This window comes from Ensifer sp. ENS03 (assembly GCF_014852035.1).
GTDB lineage: Bacteria > Pseudomonadota > Alphaproteobacteria > Rhizobiales > Rhizobiaceae > Ensifer > Ensifer adhaerens.
This window is the reverse complement of sequence record NZ_JACVAV010000015.1, coordinates 41,666-62,387: the sequence shown is the minus strand read 5'-3', so window position 1 is coordinate 62,387 and position 20,722 is coordinate 41,666. Positions and strand designations below refer to the sequence as shown.

The following is a 20,722-nucleotide window of genomic DNA, read 5'->3' as shown; positions in this document are numbered from 1 at the left end:
TTTGGCATATCGAGATGCTAGTTTGACCAAATTGATAAGAACGGAATCCAAATCGGCATGGATGCTCTCGACCAGAAGATCGTGATGCTGTTGCGCGGCAATGGGCGTCGAAGTGTCTCGGACCTCGCGCTGGAAACGGGCGCCTCGCGGGCGACCGTGCGGGCGCGCATCGAGCGGATGGAGCAGGACGGGACCATCCTCGGCTACACGGTGATGCTGCGTGCCGATGCGCTTGAAGATGTCGTTCGTGGGGTGATGATGGTTGAGATCGAGGGCCATGTGACCGATCGGGTGATCCGCACGCTCGGCGGCTTTCCTGAAATCTCGCAGATTCACACGACGAACGGCCGGTGGGATTTGCTGGTGGAACTCAGCGCATCGAGCCTGGCCAACTTCGATGCCGTGCTGCGCAAGATCCGTCTCGTGCCCGGCATTATGGGCAGCGAGACGAGCCTTCTTTTGTCCACGCCGCGGTCGACGAGGGCGAAGCTCTAACCTGACGAGCGTCTACCTGGAAACTCACGTCGACGGGTGTCGCTGCGGCTGGCGCGCCGCGTTTTCCTGCAATGGGTTGGCGCACCGGCGGCACAAGCGCCGGCGACAATCATCGAGCGCTTTGCCACCTTGAGGATTGCGACGGCTTTGTCGATAGCCATCCGGTCGCGGCCGGGCCCCGGCCGACGAATGATCGGCCGGGGTAATTATGACATCGAGCGGGGCTCGACAAGAACGGGCGCGGACGCGCGGAATGGTGCAATGCCGTCGGTCAGTGCAGGATCTGGCTGAGGAACAGCTTGGTGCGCTCGTGCTGCGGATTGTCGAAGAACTCGGCCGGCGAGTTCTGCTCGACGATCTGGCCCTGGTCCATGAAGATCACGCGGTTGGCGACCTGGCGGGCGAAGCCCATTTCGTGGGTCACGCACAGCATGGTCATGCCTTCTTCGGCGAGCGACACCATGGTGTCGAGCACTTCCTTGACCATTTCCGGGTCGAGCGCCGAGGTCGGCTCATCGAAGAGCAGGATCTTCGGCTTCATGCACAGCGAACGCGCGATCGCCACGCGCTGCTGCTGACCACCGGAGAGCTGGCCCGGATACTTGTTCGCCTGCTCGGGGATCTTGACGCGCTTCAGGAAGTGCATCGCCAGTTCCTCGGCCTGCTTCTTCGGCATCTTGCGCACCCAGATCGGCGCAAGCGTGCAGTTTTCGAGGATCGTCAGGTGCGGGAAGAGGTTGAAGTGCCGGAACACCATGCCGACTTCGCGGCGCACTTCATCGATCTTCTTCAGGTCGTTGGTGAGCTCGATGCCGTCGACGACGATCTTGCCCTTCTGGTGCTCTTCGAGCCGATTGATGCAGCGGATCATCGTCGACTTGCCGGAGCCCGACGGGCCGGCAATGACGATGCGTTCACCCTGCTGAACATCTAGATCGATGTCCTTCAAGACGTGGAAAGCGCCGTACCACTTGTTCATGCCGGCGATCTTGACTGCTGACTTTGACATTTTTTCTCCTCCAGAAGTGTGCATTGGCTGCGCCGCGCGGAAGACGTTCTCCGCTTGCAGTTCTCGTGACTGACGATCGTGTTGGCTTATCGGCCTGGGATGGCGAACCTTGTTTCGAGCCCCTTGAAGACCGGACCGAAGGCGGCGCCGATCAAGAGATAGATGGCACCCGCGATCAGGAACGTTTCGAATGGTGCATAGGTCTTGGCGACGAATACGCGGGCTGCACCGGTCATTTCCATGACCGTGACCGCGCTGGCGAGGGTCGACCCCTTCATGACGAGGATCAGTTCGTTGCCGATGCTTGGCAACACGGCGCGGTAGATCTGCGGCAGGACGACCTTGATCAACAGGACGTATTTTGCCAACCCGAGGGCTTTCCCGGCTTTCCACTGCCCTTTGGGCACCTGCCGGATTGCACCGGCCAGGACCTCAGCCGAATAGGCGGCCGAGTTGAGGGCGATCGTCAGGACGGCGCAGTAGACCGGGCTACGGAGGATGGGCCAGAGGACGCTCTCGCGAACGGCCTCGAGCTGTCCTAAGCCGTAGTAGACAATGAAGAGCTGCACGAGAAGCGGGCTGCCACGGATGACGAATGTGTAGGCAGACGCCGGAAGCCGCAAGCACCTTGAGGGAGAGGACAGAGCCAGGGCGACCGGCAGCGCGAGCACCTGTCCCACGAGGAAGCTCGCCAGGGTGATGATCAGTGTCAGAACGAAGCCGTTCTTGATGGTGATGAAAGCGGGAAGAAAAAGATCCAATGACATGGGACTACCGCAGATGAGTGGTCAGGCGCTGGTTGTAGGCATTGATGAAGAGCGTCGAGACGCCGGTCACCAGCACATACAGCGCCGCAGCCGTAAGGTAGAAGGCGAGGGGCTTGTGGGTTGCGCCGGCCGCGACGACGGATTTGCGCATCAATTCCTCGAGTCCGACGATCGAGACCAAGGCGCTCTCCTTCAGGATCACGAGCCACTGATTGCCGAGGCCGGGCAGGGCTCGGACCATCATCTGCGGCAGGACGATGAGCCGGAACGCTCCGGGCCTGCGAAGGCCGAGAGCGAGTGCCGCCTCCCATTGACCTGACGACACCCCGACCAGTGCGCCGCGGACGATCTCCGTCAGATAGGCGGTCGAGACGACAGTCAGCGCTGCGATGCCGGCGGTGAGAGCATCCACTTCGACATAGACGCCGAAAAGACCGGTCAATAGAACCGTGCCGCCGTAGAAGATCAGGAAGATGACCAGCAGTTCCGGCAGACCCCGAATGAGGCTGACGTAACCGGCGATGACCTTGCGAACCGGGGCGGATCCGTAGACCGCGGCCGGTGCAAGCACGACCGCGAAGATCAGTCCAAGGACAAAGCTTCCGACGGCGACGGAAAGCGTGACGAGGAAGCCCTGCAGGAGCTGGGGAAAATACTGGACAACCGCCTCGATCATGACCCGGTCTCGCGTTGCTGGTAACCAACGTCTGCCGCCGATCCGCACTGGCTGGCGAGCGCGGAGAAGAAGTCTGCGGAGAAGCCGATCATCTGGTGGAACTGGTCGATGAGGATGTTCTCATCGGGAGAGTGCAACATTGCGCCATGGTGCGTGATGCCCGCACCGAAAAGCGTGGCGCCGAGCTGATGCACGAAGGGGTGCGCAAGCCCCGAGGCTGCCGAACTCGGCTGAAGGATGGCAGGCTGGCCGAACCACTTTTCCAGCAACTTCGCCCCGAGCTTGACGGCCCAATGCGACGGATCGCTGCGAACACCCAAGACCTCGGCGTCGTGAACGATCAGCTCGATATCGTAAAAGCCGTTGTCGTCCAGGTGCAGGCGTACCAGGACAGCGACGGCTTTGGGGTTCTGTCCAGGGACGAGACGAAAATCGAGCTTGGCGGTCGCGGTCGCCGGCAGAACCGTCTTCGTGCCAGCGCCCTCGTATCCGCCATGGATACCGTTGACGTTCAGGCAGGGTTCGAAGTTGAGGTGCTCGTAAAAGTTGCATGGCGTCACGGCGCCAAGAAGCTTTTGCCCCCCGGTTGCCGCCATTAAGTCTTCCAGCGGAAATGGGGGCGAAGCGGCAAGTTCGCTCGTCGCTCGATCGGGCTTGATGCCTTCGTAGAAGCCTTTGATCAGGACACGGCCGGCTGCATCGCGCATGGAAGCGACAGCAGAGGCCAGCCGCCATAGGGGATTATCGAATATGGCGCCGAGGCTGGAATGCAGATCAGCGCGTGCGGTGCGAACGCTCAGCTCGATCGCCAACACGCCCTTGAAGCCCATGAGGACCACCGGTCGGCCGCGTGTATCGACCTCCCCGAATTCCCACCAGCAGAGGTCAGCTTGAAGGCCTGGATAACGTTTCTCAAGGAAGCGTACGAGCGAAGGACTTCCGATTTCCTCTTCGCCCTCGACGATCCAGATCAGGCGAAAGGGTAAGGGGCCGGGGTGTCGTTCCCGGAACAGGCGCCATCCGGCAAGGCGGCTGACGAATTCACCCTTGTCGTCTGCCGCACCGCGGCCGAAGAGCGCGCCGTGGCGCTCCGTCAGGCTGAAGGGCGGTGCCGTCCAAAGATTGACAGGCTCTTCAGGCTGAACGTCGTAGTGGTTGTAGATCACCAGTGTGAAGGGGCCCTCGCCGATTTCTCCGGTTACGAACGGACCGACGTCCCCTGGCTCGATTGCAGTTTGGAAGCCGGCGTCGGCGAGAAGAGCGGCAACCTTATCGGCGCACGCATCGAGGCCTTCAACTCGGGCGCTGACGGAAGGGATCGCGACGAGGTCCGTCAGGTCTCGCTTCGCTTCGATCTTGATATGGTCTGGGAGTGTCATCGTCCAATTCCTCTCGCGAGGAGGCGGGCTTGCTCGCCCCCTCGCGTGGTTCATGTGTTCGTCATTTCTTGGAAATGTCGTAGCCGAACCACTTTTCGGAGATCGTCTTGATCGTGCCGTCGGCGAGCATCGCTGACACGGCCTCGTCAACCTTGGCGGCGAGTTCCGTGTTGCCTTTGGCGATGGCGACGCCCTGTCCCTTGCCGAATTCGGGGAAGTCCGCGCTGGTCAGGAGCGGGCCGGCATAGACCAACTTGTCAGCGCCACGATCCTTCACAAGCGGCTCCAGTGCGGATCGCTCCATCAGGCCGGCATCGATGCGTCCCGCGACAACGTCGTCGGCAATCTGGTCCGGGCGGTCATAGACGCGCACGTCCGCATCCGGGAAATGGGCGCGAACCACCTGCTCATGGGTTGTGCCGGTCTGCACGCCGATCGCGACCTTCGCAAGCTTGTCCTGCAGATCCTTGGCGGACTTCGCCTCGGCAACCAGGCTGCCCGCGGCAACGACCATCGCGTTTGGGGCGTCCGCGTAGGCGACGGAAAAGTCGACCTTCTGCGCCCGTTCCTCGTTGATTGAAACGCCCGAGATCACCAGGTTGAACTTACCGACCTGCAGGCCGGGCAGCAGACCGTCATAGGCCTGGTTCTGCCATGTACAATTCGCCTCGATGCGCTTGCAGATTTCGTTACCGACGTCGCGGTCGAAACCGACGACCTCGCCGGCGGCATCGACGGACTCCCACGGCGGATAATCTGCGCTCGTGCCGACCCGCAGATCTTGCGCACTGGCGACACTCGCTGCCAGCGAAATCGTCATGACGGCAAGCAATTTCTTCATGTTCACTCCCCTTTCGTTATGAGACATTGCATCTCCACCGCCCTGATCACGCGGCCGCGGTTTGATAGCCCTTAAGAAATTCGGACATGCGCTTCAGGCCTTCCTGAAGGGTGGTGCCGTTGTTGGTGAAGCCGATCCGGACGTACCCTTCCATGTCCATCGCGCTGCCAGGCGTCAGCATGACGCCGGTACGTTCCAGAAGCCGGATGCAGAACTCTTCCGAGGACATGGGCAGATCGTACTTGAGGAGTGCCGTGGTGCCGGATTTCGGTTTGATCCACGAGATCAACGGCTCGTTGTCGACCCAGTCGGAAAGCAAGGCGAGGTTGGTGCGCGTGATCGCCTGGCTGCGCGCAAGAATCTTGTCGCGGTTCTCCAGTGCAATGGCTGCGAAATGATCGTCCAGCATGCCGACGCTGATCGTGTTGTAGTCGCGATGGACGGAGACAGCATGGATCAATTCTACGGGAGCGACGATCCATCCAAGGCGCAGGCCGGCAAGCGCGAAAGTCTTGGACATGCTCGCGGTGCTGATGCCTTTCTCATAGAGGTCGGCGATCGACGCCGTCATTCCGTCGCCTTCCTGGTCCGTACCGCGATAGACCTCGTCACACAGGATCCACGCGCCGCAGGCGCGGGCAATCTCGACGATTTTCTCCAGATAGGCGCGATCCATCAGCGAGCCCGTCGGATTGTTCGGATTGTTGATGGCGATGAGTTTCGTGCCCGGTGTTGCAAGGCGCTTCAACTCTTCCAGGTCTGGCAGGAAGCCAGTCTTTTCCGTGAGCTTGAGGATTTGTACGTCGGCGCCGTAGCTTTCCGGGATGGAATAGTGCTGCTGGTAGGTCGGCAGGACCGAGATCACACGGTCACCCGGTTCGACCAGTGTTGCGTGCACCAGGGCATTCGCACCGATGGCGCCGTGCGTGACCACGACATTTTCTGTACTTTGCTTTTCGTAGAGGCCAGCAACCAGCTTGCGGAGGCGTTCGCTGCCTTCGATGGCGCCGTAGGTTAGCTTCATGGGCAGAAGCTCGGAGAGGATCGTGTCGGTCTTGCCGGCCATCTCCAAGAGTTCAGCGACTGTCAGCGACTCGACGCAGGTCTCGGCGATGTTCCAGTCGCATCTGGTTTCGTAGCGGTTCATCCAGATCTCGACGCCGAAATTACGAATCTTCATTGCCTATCTCCTGTGCTGTCTTGGAATTGGTTAGCTGCGTGCTGCGGAAAGCAGGGCGCTGGCGGTTGCTATGTCTTCGAGCCCGAGCCCGATCGAACGGAAGAAAGCTGGACGGCCAGTGTCCCGGGCAGTCGCTCGGCCCGACAATAGCTCGGGCAGGTCGCCAACAAGGCGATCCGTGCTCCACTGGCCACGTTCCGCGGCAAGTTTCATTTCGCCGGCCGCAGCCGGCGTGGTGGCCCGATAGTCGCAATAGACATCGAACCGATTGAGCGTGTCGGGGGCGATCTCGTGGGCGTTGGCGACATTGGTGCTGATGGATGTGACGAGTACGCCCGCGCCGAACCTCGACGCGTCGATGACCGGTGTGCCGGACGAGGTGCATAGCATGACCACGTCGGCGCCGGCCGCGGCCGTATCGGTATAGGTGGATGTCGTCACCGGGCAGCCCGATTCGAGCTGCACCGGAAGACCGTGCCGGTCGGCAATATCCGGAGAGCACAGACGAATTTCCTGCCACGGACGGATCGATGCGGCATGCCGAAGATGCGCAATGCCGATTTCGCCTGTGCCGATGATCGTCAGGATCTTTGCCTCCTTCGAGGCGAGCAGATCGGCGGCAATCGCGGTGGTCGCGGCCGTTCGTTCGGTCGTCAGGCGTTTGGAATCACACAGGAGCAGCGGCTTCCCGGTCTCCATCGACATCAGAAGCGTCCAGGCGGTAACGGTCGCCCCATTCGTGCCGGGGATATAGGGCGACAGCTTCGTGCCAAAGACACCATCGCTTCCAAGAACGCCTGGATAGGTGATGAAGTCTCCGCCGCCGGCTGGGAACAGGCTCAACGTCTGTGGCGGCTGCACAGCCCGTCCATCGGCAAGCGCGATGAACATACGCTCCAGGGCTGCGCGAACATCTGTCCGGGGCAACAGTCGGGTGATATCTTCGTCGTTGAGTACGACCAATTTCTGCATTGTGACGATCCCAAAAAGGCGTGCGAAGTCACGCTGCATGGACGCCAAAGCCTTGGCGCCCCATGCAGGGCAAGACGCACAGAAATGTGTTGAGCTGTGAAAGCCGGTAGTCTAGAAGGACCATATGAGCAATATATTGCACAGTCAAGACCGGGCCGATGTGTTGGCCCACGTTTCCGGAAACCTCCGCCGTTTAAGGCTCGCCTCGGGCCTGAGCCAAACGGCGCTGGCAGATGCATCCGGTATCAGCCGGCGGATGATCGCGGCGGTCGAGAGCGGCGACGCGAACATCAGCCTTTCCAGCCTCGATAAATTGGCGACCGCGATGGGCGTAGACTTCGTCGAGTTGGTGCGCGATCCGTCGAGGGAGACGCGCGCCGAGATCAACGAGGTCACCTGGCGCGGAAGCCAACCGGCGAGCGCCGCGATGCTGCTTTGTTCAGCGCCGGCCTCGCGGGAAACACAGATGTGGCTGTGGACCCTCGGCCCGGGCGACAGCTACGTGGCCGAGCCGGACCCCGAAGGATGGCACGAGATGCTTTTCGTTGTCGAAGGAGCGCTGCGTTTGATCCAATCGGGCGAGGCGCAGGACTATGCCACGGGCGAGTTTGTCACTTACAGCACGGCCCAGCATTATTCGTACTGCAACGTCGGAAAGAAGATCGTCCGCTTCATTCGCAACGTCGTCTCATAGATCGAAATACCGCCCGGCAGGGAGATAGTGCGCGGCTCCGCACAGGGATTTCTCGGATGGCTTCAGCGAAACAGTTCAATTATCCCGTTTGGACCATGGTCGTTCGAGAAAAGTCCGGTGGGCCGACGTTGCAGGAGCAGCTCTTCATCCAGTTGCGCCGGCTGATCGTCAACGGACAGCTTGCGCGCGGCGCCCGATTGCCGGCCAGCCGGTCGATGGCGAGAGATCTCGCGATATCGAGAAACACGGTCAACATTGCCTATGATCGCTTGGCGGCCGAGGGCTATATCAAGCGTCGCCCGAGTTCCGGCTTCTACGTGGAAGAGAGCCTTCCAGAAGACTCGGTGCGGCCTGGAGGAGAAAGAGGCCTGCCGCCTTCGAGTTTACCGGTTGCGCTGTCTGCACGGGGGAGAGAGGCGTCGGTACGGCATTGGAGTTGGTCGCGCCAGGACAAGTTGGATCTCAGTCCTGGCATGCCGGCGCTGGATATCTTCCCCTACAAGCAGTTCGGCAAGATCGCCGCCAACTATTGGCGACGCTTCACGGTTTCTGACCTCGGGTATGGCGAAGGCGGCGGTCTGGCGGTTCTTCGCCAACAACTCGCCATCTATCTTAGCGAGGCGCGCGGTATTCGATGCGAGGCTGACCAAATCATCGTCGTGGGAAGCACGCTTCAGGCTGCCAATCTCGTCGCGCATGTTCTTCTCGACGCCGGTGACGTTGTCGGCGTCGAGGACCCGGCCTACGCGACGCTCTTGTCCACTCTGCGTTCGGCTGGGCTTCGGCTCACACCCGTGCCCGTTTCTCGTGACGGACTGAACGCTGACGACATCGCGCATCGTGCCGCGGATGCCCGGATGATCCTGGTTTCGCCGGTCGGCCAGTTTCCCGCGGGTGCAACCATGTCGGAAGCGGCGATTGAACGGCTTCTCGCCTGGGCCAATACGTCGCAGCGCTGGATATTCGAGGACGACTTCAACAGCGAGATCAGATGGCGCGGTACGCCGCTCGTGCCGCTCGCCGCGCGCAAGGGTGGCGAGCGGGTCATCCATGTCAGCTCCTTCAATCGTGTGCTCGCCCCCGGGCTGCGGCTTGCTTATCTCGTCGTGCCGCGCGAGCTGATCACCTCGTTTACGGCAGTGCAAGACAGCCTTTCCTGCTATGCGCCGCTGACGCACCAGCATACGGTCGCCGACTTCATGGCGAGCGGAGAACTCGCATCTCATATCCGGCGCACGCGCGCTCTCTACAGGGATCGTGCCACCGCGATGATCGCGTCCCTGAAAGAAAAGCTGGGCGACGTGTTCGATGTGCCGGAACTGGACGCTGGTCTCCATTTGACGCTTACGGCGCGCGAGCCCTTCGACGACGTCGAGCTTTCACGGCTCCTGCGCGGGGCATGGATCGACACCCCACCGCTCTCTTCCTATTGCATTGAGCGGAAGGATCTTTTTGGTCTCGTAGCGGGATTTGGAAATCTCTCCACCGAGCGGCTGGCCGGGGCGGTTCAGCGGATGGAGCTTGTCACGAGGCGGTTTCTGGAGAAAGCCGGCAAATCTTCCTGAAGCTCGGTCTGGTACCATCAGTTCATGGGAATTGGTACTTTAGCTCGTTCTGCTTCCGCGCCATCCTTTGTTCCAGAAGACAGGTTCTGGAGGGAGGCCAGAATGCAAGTCGGATCCAAAGACATGACCAGATAGTCGCGCTCACCAGCATCGCCGGAGCAGGTACGTGCTGCTGGCTTTGAACACAGGTCGCCGCCAGCGACACCTCATATGCAGCCGCCCGCTTAAAGCAGCTGCCCTGTTCCCATGCCGAAAAACCGCAGCCTTTTGACAAGGAAGGTCCCATGAAAAAGATCATCGTATTCACCTTCGCCGGCCTTCTGCTCGGCGCAACGTCGTCGCAGGCCGCGGCGCTGAAAGTGGCAGCCGACTGCACCTATCCCCCGTTCGGATATCAGGACGCGAACGGGGAAATCAAAGGCTTCGACGTCGATGTCGCGCGTGCCATAGGCAGGCAGATTGGCAGTGAGGTCGAAATCATCTGCCAGGCCTGGGACGGCATGATCCCCGGCCTGCTCGCCGGAAAGTACGACCTGATCTCCGCATCGATGTCCATCACCGAGGAGCGGCTGCAGAGCATCAATTTCTCCGTTCCCTACCGCTCGTCGGCCGCCCGGTTCGTCGGACTAAAGACCTTGGACGCCAAGCCGGTGACGGATGCAGGCGAGCCGAACCCGGAAGGCGTTGCCGGTAAGACCATCGGCCTCCAGCGCTCGTCGACCTATGCGAAATACATCGCAGAGAAGTATCCGCAGGCGACCGTGTCCGAGTATGACAAGGTCGACAACATGATCCTCGATCTTCAGGCCGGCCGCGTCGATCTCATTTTTGCTGGCCCCATCAAGCTCGACAACGATTTCCTCAGCAAGCCGGAAGGCAAGGACTACGGTCTCGTTGGTCCGGAAATCGACGACGTATCCTACTTCGGCCCCGGTATCGGTATCGGCATCCGCAAGGCCGACGAAGATCTTCTGAAGAATGTCGATGGTGCGCTGACCGCCATGTTCAAGGATGGCAACTTCAAGGCGATCAACGACAAATACTGGTCGTTCAGCGTCCTTCCGGCCTCCGCAAAATAATCTGCGACGACAACCGGATGGAGCCGATTGAGGGCTCCGTCTTTCTTTGGAGACGACCATGGATCTATTGCAGGGATGGGGTGACGAGATCGCCCACGGCACCCTTTTGACCGCTCTCGCTGCTCGTCGGCCTGTGCTGGGGCATGCTGGGCGCGTTGGCGCAGATGTCACCGAACCGGGCCGTGGCATCCCTTGGCCGTGGCTTCAGCCTGGTGATGCGAGGTACCCCCGAACTGTTGGTCATCCTGATCGTGTACTTCGGCGGCACGGTGGCGCTGACGAAAGTGGTCAACCTCTTCGTCGCGGATTTCGGCTTCGTCGAGGTGCCGCCTCTCCAGGCTGGCGTCTTCGCGCTCAGCCTCGTCTTCGGTGGCTATGCTGCCGAAGTCCTGCGCGGTGCGTGGCAATCCGTTCCGAGCGGAGTGATCGAGGCGGGGCACTCGCTTGGCCTCGGGTGGTTCGTCATGTTCGCCAAGATCCGTCTGCCGCTGCTCATGCGCTTTGCATTGCCAGGCCTCGGCAACAACTGGATTTCGCTGATCAAGGATACCTCGCTGATCTCGATCGTCGGTTTGCATGAACTGATGGGCCTGTCGCAGATGGCCACTTCGGTCACCCGCCAGCCCTTCACCTTCTACATGACGGCCGCCCTGATTTACCTGGCTCTGACATTGGCAAACACGCGCCTCATCGCCTGGTTCGAAGGACGGTTGATGCGCGGCGAGAGGAGGTCCCCAGCATGAACTGGTCCCTGATGCTGGAGAGCGTTCCGGCGCTGCTCTACGGTGCGCTCGCCACGGTGCAATTGCTCCTTATGACCCTTGTTTGCGGAGCCCTGCTCGCCTTGCCGCTTGGCATCGTCGCAGCCAATGGTCGCCCGATCATCCGGCTCCCGGTGATGGGCTACATCACCTTCTTCCGTGGAACGCCTCTGCTGGTGCAGGTTTTCCTGGTTTATTACGGATTTTCGCAGTTTCAGATTGTTCGCAGCAGCATCTTCTGGCCAGTCCTCCGTGAAGCCTGGTTCTGCGCACTGCTGACGCTCGCGCTCCATACCGCAGCCTACACCGCGAACATCCTGCGCGGCGCCATTCTCGCAATCCCGGCCGGTCAGAAGGAGGCGGCCGTCGCCTTGGGCATGCGCCCCTCGCTCATCTACCGGCTCGTTATTCTTCCCCAGGCGTTGCGCATCGGCATGCCGGCCTACGGCAACGAAATGATCAGCATGATGAAGGCGACCTCGCTCGCCAGCACAATCACGATCATGGAGCTCACGGGCACGGCAAATAACATCGTCGCCCGAACTTATGCTCCCTACGAAGTCTTTATCTCCGCTGCGCTCGTCTATCTCTGCGTCGCCTGGATGCTCTCGCGCCTGGTGCGGGCGATCGAGGCCCGACTTTCCCGCCACATGCGACCGGCCGTAGAGGCACAAAACACATTGAGGAGGGTACCCGCCCATGCTTGACCAGTCGCTTCAGCTTTTTTCCAGTTTCGCCAGCGAGATCGCCGATGTTGCGCGGCAGATCGTGCGCACTGCTGCGGCCGGCCCGCGCCGCCCCGTTGCGAAATCGGATTCGAGCCCGGTGACGGAAACGGATCGCGCGGTCGAGCAGTCGCTGCGCGAACGCATCGCAGACCGCTTCCCTCGCCATGGGGTGCTCGGGGAGGAGTTTGGCGCCGAGGGTTTGGGGGAGGAGTTCGTCTGGGTCATCGATCCTATTGACGGCACCAAGGCTTTCGTCGGCGGACTTGCTGTCTATGGCACATTGATTTCATTGACGCATGGCGGGACGCCGGTCCTTGGACTGATTGACAATCCTGTCACCGGCGACCGCTGGCTGGGATTGTCAGGGCGCGCGACGACCCTCAACGGTGTTGCCATCCGGACCGCATCGACCGCTCTCCTTTCGGAGGCGTTCATGGCCAACGGCAATCCGGAACCGTTCCAGCAAAACGAGAAGGATAGCGTTGAGCGCCTGCGCCTATCTACGCGGTGGTGCGTCTATGGTGGGAGCTGCATGGCCTATGGCCGCGTCGCGGACGGCAGCATCGACATCAGCATCGATGGAGGGCTCGATCCCTACGACTATTGCGCCCTTGTCCCGGTGGTGACGGGTGCGGGCGGATGTATCACGGACTGGCAGGGTCGGCCGCTCACGCTGACTTCCGGCAATCTGTGCCTCGCGGCCGCCAACGAAGCCTTGCATCGCCAAGTCCTCGAAACGCTGAATTGATGCAGGTCTGACTGGAGGGCAGGGCTGCTCTGCCTGGTGATGGGGCGGCTCGGACAGACCCTGAAGTTCTCGGCTCTCGTTTCTCCGGTCTTGCGATCCTGGCCGACGTCATAGCTGACCTTCTGACCGTCTCGCAGAAGGCCCCCCGTCGATCGCTGAGACGTGGACAAACACGTCCGTTCCGCCGTTATCGGGAGAGATGAAGCCGCAGCCCTTTTCATGGTTGAAAAACATCACGGTAACAATTGCCATTACCATTCGCTGCGCGGACGTCGCGATGGCGGGTGCTGATTCTACGTTATCGCCTCTCGCAACGCTGAAATTTGCAGCAAGTCGGTCAAGGGAAGGCGATTGATCAAACTTCACTGGTCCACCGAGGTTCAGATACGTCAATTCGGTTAGCTGCAAGCAACGCAGACTAAGGTGATGACGAGTCACCAGGCGGTATTTGAACTGAGAACTCTCGCACCGGCTGAGACGTAAGTTGCCTGTCTCGTCGCCGGCGGTAGGCATCGGAGCGAAGCAGGTCCCGCCAATTCGGGCTTGTGAAAAATGCAGTCTGAATCAGCAATTCGGCAAGCAGAAGGTTTGGAACAAACTGCAGCGATCGTAGGGGCTCATAGATAAGGTCGAAGTCTGCCCCAAACCAAAGGGATAGATGCAGTTCAGCGCGGAAAGTCACATTTGTAAGGGTCAGGGCGTAATTTCGGATCATCCATTCAGCATGACGAGGATATCGCCCTTGCACAGCCCGCAACCAGGCAAGAGCGGCCGTGACGAACCATAGGATCGACAGAACGGCAAAGCCGAAAACCGTCAAAGGCCCCTCGGTTTCGTTCAGGCTCATCTTCAGCGTTGCGATTGAGGTGACAAGCACTGTCAAGATGTACGCGCGGCCGCCCCAGCGGTGAACAGTGGGGAACCGTTGCGGGAGCCGGTCAAAGAAAAGAAGTGCCCCGCCGACAAGAAGCACCGGCGCCGTAAAAAGGTGCAAATACAGCTCGACCTTTTCATTCTCGAGGTGATCAATGGCTCGATGAAATATGGTGTGAATATCCACCAAGATGAACCGCGAATTCAGTATTGCGACCGAAATCGCCGAGAGGGTCATCAACAGCCAAAGCGATTTGCGAAAACGTCTTAATTCAACCATGGCACGCCCGCCAAAAAATTGCATACGTTACAATGGTTTAAGATGAAAACAGAAATTCAATTTGAGGTCGTGCCTCAAAGGCGCGCTCAGTGTAGTTTATTATTAGAAAAATGTCATGTAGTTGGTCGTTGTTAAGGCTGCAATTGTGCGGTCTGTAGTCAGTTGACGCGTTGCTGTGTCTCTCCTGATGTCGGATCGTTGCGGGCGCGCAACACGAATGGCTGTCGCAAATATCTGCCTGGTCCGATGCCTCAAAGGCTCCAGTGCCTGATATCGTCAGGGATCTGCGCGCGGGCCAGCGCTCCCTTGACGTCGACAAGCACACCACCGCGATCAAGCATCCGGCCGATCTCCCCATCGTTGGCGAGATAGGTGTCGTGCGGCACGGCGAGGATCAGCGCCTGCAATTTTTTGAAGTGTGAAAGGTCATCAAGAGCGATGCCATATTCGTGTTTCGCTTCATGCGCCGAACAATGCGGGTCGTGAACGAGAGCCCGAATCCCGAAGCTGCGCAACTCGTCGACAATATCGGGTACTCGAGAGTTGCGCAGGTCTGGCACATTCTCCTTGAAGGTCAGCCCAAGAACGCCAACCCGGGCAGTGCTGAGTGCAATGCCCATTTCGACCATGAGTTTCACCGCTTTCTGCGCTACAAATCGCCCCATTCCATCGTTGATCCTGCGGCCCGCAAGGATGACCTCGGGACGGTAGCCGACTTCCTCGGCTTTTGCCGTCAGATAGTACGGATCGACACCGATACAGTGTCCGCCGACCAGCCCGGGCGTGAACGGCAGGAAGTTCCACTTGGTCCCGGCTGCAGCGAGAACCTCGCCCGTCGGAATGGCAAGTCTTTCAAAAATCATCGCCAATTCGTTCATCAGCGCAATGTTGATGTCGCGTTGGGTATTCTCGATAACTTTCGCCGCCTCGGCCACCCGGATGGAGCTGGCGCGGTGGATGCCTGCATGGATGATGGCGCCGTATGCGGTTGCGATCCTTTCCAGGGTCGCCATGTTCTGTCCTGCGACAACCTTGACGATCGTCTCTAGCCGGTGAACGCGGTCGCCGGGGTTGATCCGCTCCGGCGAGTATCCGAGGAAAAAATCCCGACCACACGTCAGGCCGGAGGCGTGCTCCAACTCGGGACCGCAGATCTCTTCGGTTGCGCCCGGAAAAACCGTGCTTTCAAGCACGACCATCGCCCCTGGCGTCAGATGAGCAGCAACAGCGCGGCAGGCGGAGAGCAGGGGCGTAAAATCCGGTCGCTGCGCCTTGTCGACCGGCGTTGGCACAGTGAGAACGTATAGCGTGGCATTCCCCAGGCATTCGGGATCATTCGAAATCGTCAGTCGCGTAGCGGACAGTTCGGAGCTCGAAATTTCGCCGGTGTCATCGCGTCCGGTTCCCAGGGCCTCCACTCGCCGGCGCGAAATGTCGTAACCCACGACGTGCTCTGCCACACGTGCGAATGCAACGGCCACCGGTAGTCCGACATAGCCGAGCCCGACGACTGCGATACGCTCCTGAACCGGGAAACCGCTCACGGGGCACCTGCTCCCTGTAGTGGAAGACTTCTGTCCCGCGACCCAGGAAGCACCGGGTCCAACCCAAGGCCGGCAAAAAGCGTCTCATTGACCGCATGTACGTCGTAGCGCTCCTCCGCGCGGCGACGAGCTTCAGCGCCCATGGTTTCGATCAACGTGGGGTCGGCGATGAATCTCTCCATCGCAAGCGCGAGAGCATCAATGTTTCTGACCGGGGTGACGTAGCCGGTGACGCCGTGCTGGACCGGCTCTGCGCAGCCGGGTGCATCGCTAGTCACCACCGCTCGGCCTGTTGCCATAGCCTCGAGAATAGTGCGTGATAGTCCCTCCCTATAGGAAGGCAAGACGAAAACCGAGCAATCGGCAAGATGGGGCCGTACGTCCTTCGTCTGCCCGAGATATTCTATCGCACCCTCAGCGACCCAGCGATCGACTTCGTCGCGCGAGATCGCTGCGGGATTGGAATCGAACGGTCCAAGCAGTCTGAAGCGGGCTTGCGGATGGCGCATCCGAAGGATCTTTGCTGCCGCCACGAATTCATTCACACCCTTGTCATGCAAGAGACGCGCGATCATCAGGAAGACCGGCGGCCCGATCGGCGGCGGGCATGCAGCAAACCGTTCAGTGTCGACGCCAGAACCGGGTACCAGCGTCAGAACGTCTTCTGCGACGATCGCGCGCGCCTTCAGTTCAGCCGCGTCCGTTTCGTTGTAGACAAAGACGCGCTCCGCGCCCTTCAGAGCCATGCGATACAATTTGACGCTCAACCACCGCAGCGCAATCGTGCGCAGCGTGTGTACCCGTTCAACAAAGACGTAGCCGAGGCCCGTTACCAGCGCGAAGCGGTGCGGTACGCGCGTGAGCTGGGCGGCGAGCCCGCCGTAGATGATCGGTTTCATGGTGTAGGGCAGAATGATGTCTGGGCGGATTTTCCGAAAGATGCGCACGAGTGCTGCGAAGGTTGTTAGATCGCCGATTGGTCCGGTCGACGTTCGGGCCAGTGGTATGCGGATGTAGTGAACGCCGAGGCTTTCAAGCACAGCGGTGGTCTCCGCGTCGTCGTCTGGTCCCAGTGCATAAACATCGCAGCCACGCTGCCGAAGACCACGCAGCAACTCCAACCGGAAATTCACCAGTGACGAAGTGAGGCTCGCAATCACGGCGATCCGGGGAGAACGGATGTCCACCTCTGATCTGCCACGAGCCGTTGCTGTCACTGCGTCGATCCCCCAAGGTACGTCGGCGAGCTGCTTGCGAAGTGCCAAAGCGCTAACTGCCTTCCGCCTGGATTGTCGTGTCTTGTCGTACGGCTGAAGCGGCGGCCTCGGCCATGTTGAGTGTCGGCCAGCCGTAACGCTCGCGCAGGCGCGCGGCTTCTGCGGCGATAGCTGACATCGTCGCGAAATTCTCGTCCTGGTCGACGCCGAAATTTTCTGGATGAAACCACAGATGAAACACGCCGCCTCGTTGCGCGGCACGGCGCATGGCGTTCAAGATCCGTTGTAACTTCAGACCCTCGCCAGCCGCCAGGCGATGCGAAAAGGGTCTCAGGAAAAGGCTTGCCGGGACGTTGCACATCCCATCATGCCTCTCGACCCCAAGTTCTCGTCGGGCCCCCATTTCAAGATAGCTGTCGGCAAACCGAACGGCCCGCCGAAGAACGCCTTCTCTTTCGCGAGCCACACCTCCGCCGCCAGCTGCGCGTCCCGTTCCCCGGTAAACCGTAATTCCGGCCTCCCGGCAGACCGCCAGCGCCGCAGCGCTGACCTGGTTGCGTGGAAAGACGATCGTGCGGATGGAGTATCCTTTGGCAGCAGCGACATCGAGCGCCGCATCGATGTCGGCAGCGAGAGCCTCGTACGTTTGGCCCTCTTCAAGGCAATAGTAGTGGGAGAATGTATGCGTGGCGATTTCCTGATGCGGTCGCCTGCTGATGTCGCGAATAAGGCTTGGGGCGAAATGGTAGGGATCCTTGCTTTCATCCGCGCCTACGGTGTTCAGATATGAGTAGTTCGAAAGACGCGGATTGCGATAGGAAGGGCGGATCGCGGGCAGGCGAGCAAGGAGTTCGTCCCGACCGTCGCAGAAGAGGAATCCGACTGTCGCCCAGGTGCAGCCAAGTTCGTAATGATCGAGCAGGTCAAGCATCCGCGGAACCATGTGGCGCACTCCAAGGATGTTGCGGCCATAATTGGCAACCGTGCGGGAATCATTGACGCCCCACATAAGCTCAAAATCCAGAGACAGGACAAAGCCTCCCCCGTCGCCCATTCGACTTACCCATAAGTATTTCTGTTTACATAATTCGAGCGATGCTTGTCATTGTCGCATCTTAATGTGCTATCATTTCCAATGAACTAAATTAAACTTGGAATTTATTGACAGGGTATTGTAATGGTACAAAATCGGCAAGAGAGATTATTGGTTTGCCCTCCAACGGCAGCGTTGGTGTCGGCATGTTTGAGCTGTTCCTCTACGTAAAGAGTCAATATGTCCGATGTCCGTGCTCGTAGGAATGATGAACACGTCATTGTGCTCGGGGCAGGCCCATCTGGCCTTGCAGCATCACTCGCGCTTTGTCGCGGCGGATTGCGGCCGCTTGTGCTGGAGCGGGATGACGATGTCGGTGGATTGATGCGTTCATTCAGGTGGCGTCAGTTCACTGTCGATCTGGGCCGCAAGGAACTTTACACCCGGTTTCCCGAAGTCGATGCACTTTGGAACGAGGCGCTTGGCGGTGCGTACGGTCCGTATCCTCATCGTGTCGGCAGCCTTTATCGCGGACGCATCCTTGAGTTGTCTGGCAAATATCGCGGAATTCTGCGTGGCATCCCTGTTCCCTGGCTGGTCCGTGGAGGACTGTCGATGCTGGGAGGCTGGGCCTGCGCAGCGATGCGCTCCCCGAAATCCTACGAGGCCTATTGGCATGGTCGCGTCGGACGGGTTTTTGCAGAGTTGCTGGCGCAGGGCTACTGGGAGAAATTCCGCGGCCGGCGCTGGGTGGAAATGCCCGTGCCACAAATGGACGACGAAGTCCCCTCGAAACGCTCCCGATCATTCGAAATTGCGCGACAGGCCTTACGACTTGCCCAACGCGGAGGTGTACAAACTCAAGCCGCCTGGCGTCACCCCACGCACGGTACCGGCCAGATTTTCGAAGCGCTGCGCAGCGAGATTGATGCCCGTGGCGGCAGGATACGGTTCCAAGCAGAGGTCCGGGCGATCCGACCCCAGGCGGACGGTTCATTCGAAGTCGACTATTTGGAGTCCGGCGTTGTTCACAGTAGAACGAGCCGCCATGTGATTTCCAGCCTGCCTATTGAGAAGCTTACGGAGTTGCTTGGCGCCGGTCCGAACGATGTGGATTGCCGCGAAGCACGGCGGAGCGTTATCCTCGTTTATCTTTTTTTTGACGAACCACCACAGTTTCCACACGCTTGGTTGGAGGTCAACGATCCCCTGACATCCATCGGGCGCATTACCAATTACGCGGCATTTGGCGGGGCAATGGTTCCACCAGGGCATTCGAGCCTCTGCATTGAATATTTTTGCCAGGCCGACGATCCGATTATCCAAATAGGAGACCAGGCCCTTACTGAGCGCACTCTCAACGAACTTGCTTCCGCTGGGCTGGTCGATCCGGGAAGACTGATCGGCTCTTCTGTTCGCCGCCTGCAACGCACAAACGCCGCAGCAAGTTGGCGCGAGCAGCAGACGGAGCGACGTCTGTCACTTCTGCGAAGCTTGGCAAGATATCCAACGCTCTACCACGTCAACAGGCCGGGGTCCGACTGGGCTACGCTCGCGGGTTTGCTCGCAGCAGAGGCGGTCCTGACGAAGGATCGCGCGGTCTTCGATCAGCGTGCCGATCCGACGGTCAGGCATGTGGAAAGACCCATCAAAGCCTCCGGTAGCTGCGGAGATCACGAGATGATCGGACCAGCGGAGGGGCACGAAATGGGCGCACCGAATTAGCACGGCGGGAAACGGCAAGAATGCGCGTGATGCATATTATAACCAATATGATGGGGACTGGCGGTGCGGAGGTGATGCTGCTGCGACTTGCGAGCGCGATCGGAGGCGAACGTCCAATTATCGTGTCTCTCATGGATGTCTCCGAACGACATCGGCAGGTGATTGCGGATCATGATCTCGATGTTCGTCCCTTGAAGGTTCGGTCGACCGCCGGAATGATGAAATCGGTGCTCACGGTTCGCCAGCTCATCCGCAATGAGCGGCCGGATGCATTAATGTGCTGGCTGTACCACGCCATGGTTGTCGGACAGGTGGCTGCGTGGCGGGTTGCTCACGAGGTGCCGGTTTACTGGAACGTCAGGCAGTCGTTGGACGACATGAGTTCGTTCAGCGCGAGCACCCGTACGGCGCTGCACTTGACGCGTCTTCTGTCGAGCCGGCCAACGGGGATTGTCTTTAACTCCTCGCGCGCCCTCCATTTGCATCGACAATTCGGCTACCGAAATCCGAACCTCGTCGCGATCCCGAATGGTTTCGATTTCGTAGAGGAAATACCAGTGAACGCCCGCCGGCCTTTGGTATTCGGCATTGCCGGTCGGTTACATCCGCAGAAGGACTACGCGACCTTCTTCGCTGCCGCTTCACATGCCCACCGGTGCCACCCGGAGATCCGCTTCGTCGCTGCTGGATCTGGCCTGACCCTCGATAGCGCCATCGTTCGCCAGATGATCGCTGATGCAGGCCTGCCTTTGAGCGCCATCGAACTACGCGGAAATGTTTCAGACATGGCGGGTTTTTATCACGACATCGACGCTCTTGTACTTTCGTCACGCACAGAAGGTTTCCCCAATGTGGTGGCCGAGGCGATGAGTTTTGCCAAACCTGTGATTTCGACGGACGTGGGCGACGCGGCGGTTATAGTCGGCGACAGTGGTTTCATCGTTCCGCCTGGCGACGTCACCGCATTGGCCGATGCGATGAATCGTATGCAGGGTCTCCGTCCATCCGAATATGCAGTGCTCGCCGCAGCGGCCAAGCGCCGGGTCGACAGCGTTTATCCGCTTGCACGTGTCGCCGAACTTTATGACTTGTTTTTCCGGGGAGCGCCCGCGCCCCCGGCTGCATCAGAGCGGCAGTCACGGTCTGTGTAGTTGCC

At 59.8% G+C, this 20,722-nt stretch carries 20 protein-coding genes and 1 pseudogene; 9 read left to right on the top strand and 12 right to left on the bottom strand.

Features of this window, described 5'->3' with window-relative positions:
• Positions 1-57 precede the first annotated feature (57 nt).
• Positions 58-495, top strand: coding sequence for an Lrp/AsnC family transcriptional regulator (locus IB263_RS31655; protein ID WP_060517223.1), 438 nt, complete (start codon positions 58-60; stop codon positions 493-495).
• A 271-nt stretch (positions 496-766) separates the two neighbouring features.
• Here IB263_RS31655 and IB263_RS31650 read toward each other — a convergent pair whose 3' ends face one another.
• The 7 genes from IB263_RS31650 to IB263_RS31620 all read right to left on the bottom strand — a co-directional run bounded on the left by IB263_RS31650 (position 767) and on the right by IB263_RS31620 (position 7,319).
• On the bottom strand, positions 767-1,528 hold the full coding sequence (locus tag IB263_RS31650) for an amino acid ABC transporter ATP-binding protein (protein ID WP_192439483.1): 762 nt from the start codon (positions 1,526-1,528) through the stop codon (positions 767-769).
• Positions 1,529-1,590: 62 nt separating this feature from the next.
• The gene (locus tag IB263_RS31645; RefSeq protein WP_192439482.1) at positions 1,591-2,271 is read right to left on the bottom strand and encodes an ABC transporter permease; all 681 of its coding nucleotides are present in this window, start codon (positions 2,269-2,271) and stop codon (positions 1,591-1,593) included.
• 4 nt (positions 2,272-2,275) lie between these two features.
• Positions 2,276-2,947, bottom strand: a complete 672-nt coding sequence (locus tag IB263_RS31640) for an ABC transporter permease (RefSeq protein ID WP_060517218.1) — start codon at positions 2,945-2,947, stop codon at positions 2,276-2,278.
• A complete protein-coding gene (locus IB263_RS31635) occupies positions 2,944-4,326 on the bottom strand; it encodes a M20/M25/M40 family metallo-hydrolase (RefSeq protein WP_192439481.1) in 1,383 nt (460 codons plus the stop codon). The genes IB263_RS31640 and IB263_RS31635 overlap by 4 nt, the downstream gene beginning before the upstream one ends.
• A 61-nt stretch (positions 4,327-4,387) precedes the next feature.
• Positions 4,388-5,167 (bottom strand): transporter substrate-binding domain-containing protein, encoded by a 780-nt coding sequence (locus tag IB263_RS31630; RefSeq protein ID WP_034803209.1) that lies wholly within the window; start codon positions 5,165-5,167, stop codon positions 4,388-4,390.
• Positions 5,168-5,213: 46 nt separating this feature from the next.
• Entirely contained in the window at positions 5,214-6,347 is a 1,134-nt protein-coding gene (locus IB263_RS31625; RefSeq protein WP_192439480.1) for an aminotransferase, read from the bottom strand.
• Positions 6,348-6,377: 30 nt separating this feature from the next.
• Positions 6,378-7,319, bottom strand: coding sequence for an ornithine cyclodeaminase family protein (locus IB263_RS31620; RefSeq protein WP_192439479.1), 942 nt, complete (start codon positions 7,317-7,319; stop codon positions 6,378-6,380).
• 124 nt (positions 7,320-7,443) lie between these two features.
• Between IB263_RS31620 and IB263_RS31615 the strand changes: the two genes are divergently transcribed.
• From IB263_RS31615 to hisN, 6 genes are all read left to right on the top strand, one after another.
• Complete coding sequence (locus IB263_RS31615; protein ID WP_060581641.1) at positions 7,444-8,013, top strand: helix-turn-helix domain-containing protein; 570 nt, start codon at positions 7,444-7,446, stop codon at positions 8,011-8,013.
• A 128-nt stretch (positions 8,014-8,141) separates the two neighbouring features.
• Positions 8,142-9,578, top strand: coding sequence for a PLP-dependent aminotransferase family protein (locus IB263_RS31610; protein ID WP_192439478.1), 1,437 nt, complete (start codon positions 8,142-8,144; stop codon positions 9,576-9,578).
• 284 nt (positions 9,579-9,862) lie between these two features.
• Positions 9,863-10,657: a transporter substrate-binding domain-containing protein gene (locus tag IB263_RS31605; protein ID WP_192439477.1), complete on the top strand. Its 795-nt coding sequence runs from the start codon at positions 9,863-9,865 to the stop codon at positions 10,655-10,657.
• A gap of 119 nt (positions 10,658-10,776) precedes the next feature.
• Positions 10,777-11,400 carry an ABC transporter permease gene (locus IB263_RS31600; protein ID WP_256436141.1) on the top strand — a complete coding sequence of 208 codons (624 nt, stop codon included), beginning with the start codon at positions 10,777-10,779 and terminating at the stop codon, positions 11,398-11,400.
• Entirely contained in the window at positions 11,397-12,125 is a 729-nt protein-coding gene (locus IB263_RS31595; protein ID WP_192439475.1) for an ABC transporter permease, read from the top strand. The genes IB263_RS31600 and IB263_RS31595 overlap by 4 nt, the downstream gene beginning before the upstream one ends.
• The gene (hisN, locus tag IB263_RS31590) at positions 12,118-12,894 is read left to right on the top strand and encodes a histidinol-phosphatase (RefSeq protein ID WP_192439474.1); all 777 of its coding nucleotides are present in this window, start codon (positions 12,118-12,120) and stop codon (positions 12,892-12,894) included. The genes IB263_RS31595 and hisN overlap by 8 nt, the downstream gene beginning before the upstream one ends.
• 56 nt (positions 12,895-12,950) lie before the next feature.
• On the opposite strand, the pseudogene IB263_RS31585 reads toward hisN, so the two are convergent.
• The 5 genes and pseudogenes from IB263_RS31585 to IB263_RS31565 all read right to left on the bottom strand — a co-directional run.
• A pseudogene (locus tag IB263_RS31585) lies at positions 12,951-13,146 on the bottom strand (cold-shock protein); the annotation flags it as partial.
• Between the two features lie 166 nt (positions 13,147-13,312).
• The gene (locus tag IB263_RS31580; RefSeq protein ID WP_192439473.1) at positions 13,313-14,047 is read right to left on the bottom strand and encodes a DUF2306 domain-containing protein; all 735 of its coding nucleotides are present in this window, start codon (positions 14,045-14,047) and stop codon (positions 13,313-13,315) included.
• Between the two features lie 251 nt (positions 14,048-14,298).
• Positions 14,299-15,591 (bottom strand): nucleotide sugar dehydrogenase, encoded by a 1,293-nt coding sequence (locus IB263_RS31575; protein WP_192439472.1) that lies wholly within the window; start codon positions 15,589-15,591, stop codon positions 14,299-14,301.
• Entirely contained in the window at positions 15,588-16,778 is a 1,191-nt protein-coding gene (locus IB263_RS31570) for a glycosyltransferase family 4 protein (protein WP_318267721.1), read from the bottom strand. The genes IB263_RS31575 and IB263_RS31570 overlap by 4 nt, the downstream gene beginning before the upstream one ends.
• A gap of 82 nt (positions 16,779-16,860) precedes the next feature.
• Positions 16,861-17,862 carry a polysaccharide deacetylase family protein gene (locus IB263_RS31565; protein ID WP_063891175.1) on the bottom strand — a complete coding sequence of 334 codons (1,002 nt, stop codon included), beginning with the start codon at positions 17,860-17,862 and terminating at the stop codon, positions 16,861-16,863.
• A gap of 219 nt (positions 17,863-18,081) precedes the next feature.
• Here IB263_RS31565 and IB263_RS31560 point away from each other — a divergent pair, with 219 nt between their 5' ends.
• Both IB263_RS31560 and IB263_RS31555 read left to right on the top strand, forming a co-directional pair.
• Complete coding sequence (locus IB263_RS31560) at positions 18,082-19,566, top strand: FAD-dependent oxidoreductase (RefSeq protein WP_192439471.1); 1,485 nt, start codon at positions 18,082-18,084, stop codon at positions 19,564-19,566.
• 20 nt (positions 19,567-19,586) lie between these two features.
• Positions 19,587-20,717 carry a glycosyltransferase gene (locus IB263_RS31555; RefSeq protein WP_246811134.1) on the top strand — a complete coding sequence of 377 codons (1,131 nt, stop codon included), beginning with the start codon at positions 19,587-19,589 and terminating at the stop codon, positions 20,715-20,717.
• Positions 20,718-20,722 lie beyond the last annotated feature (5 nt).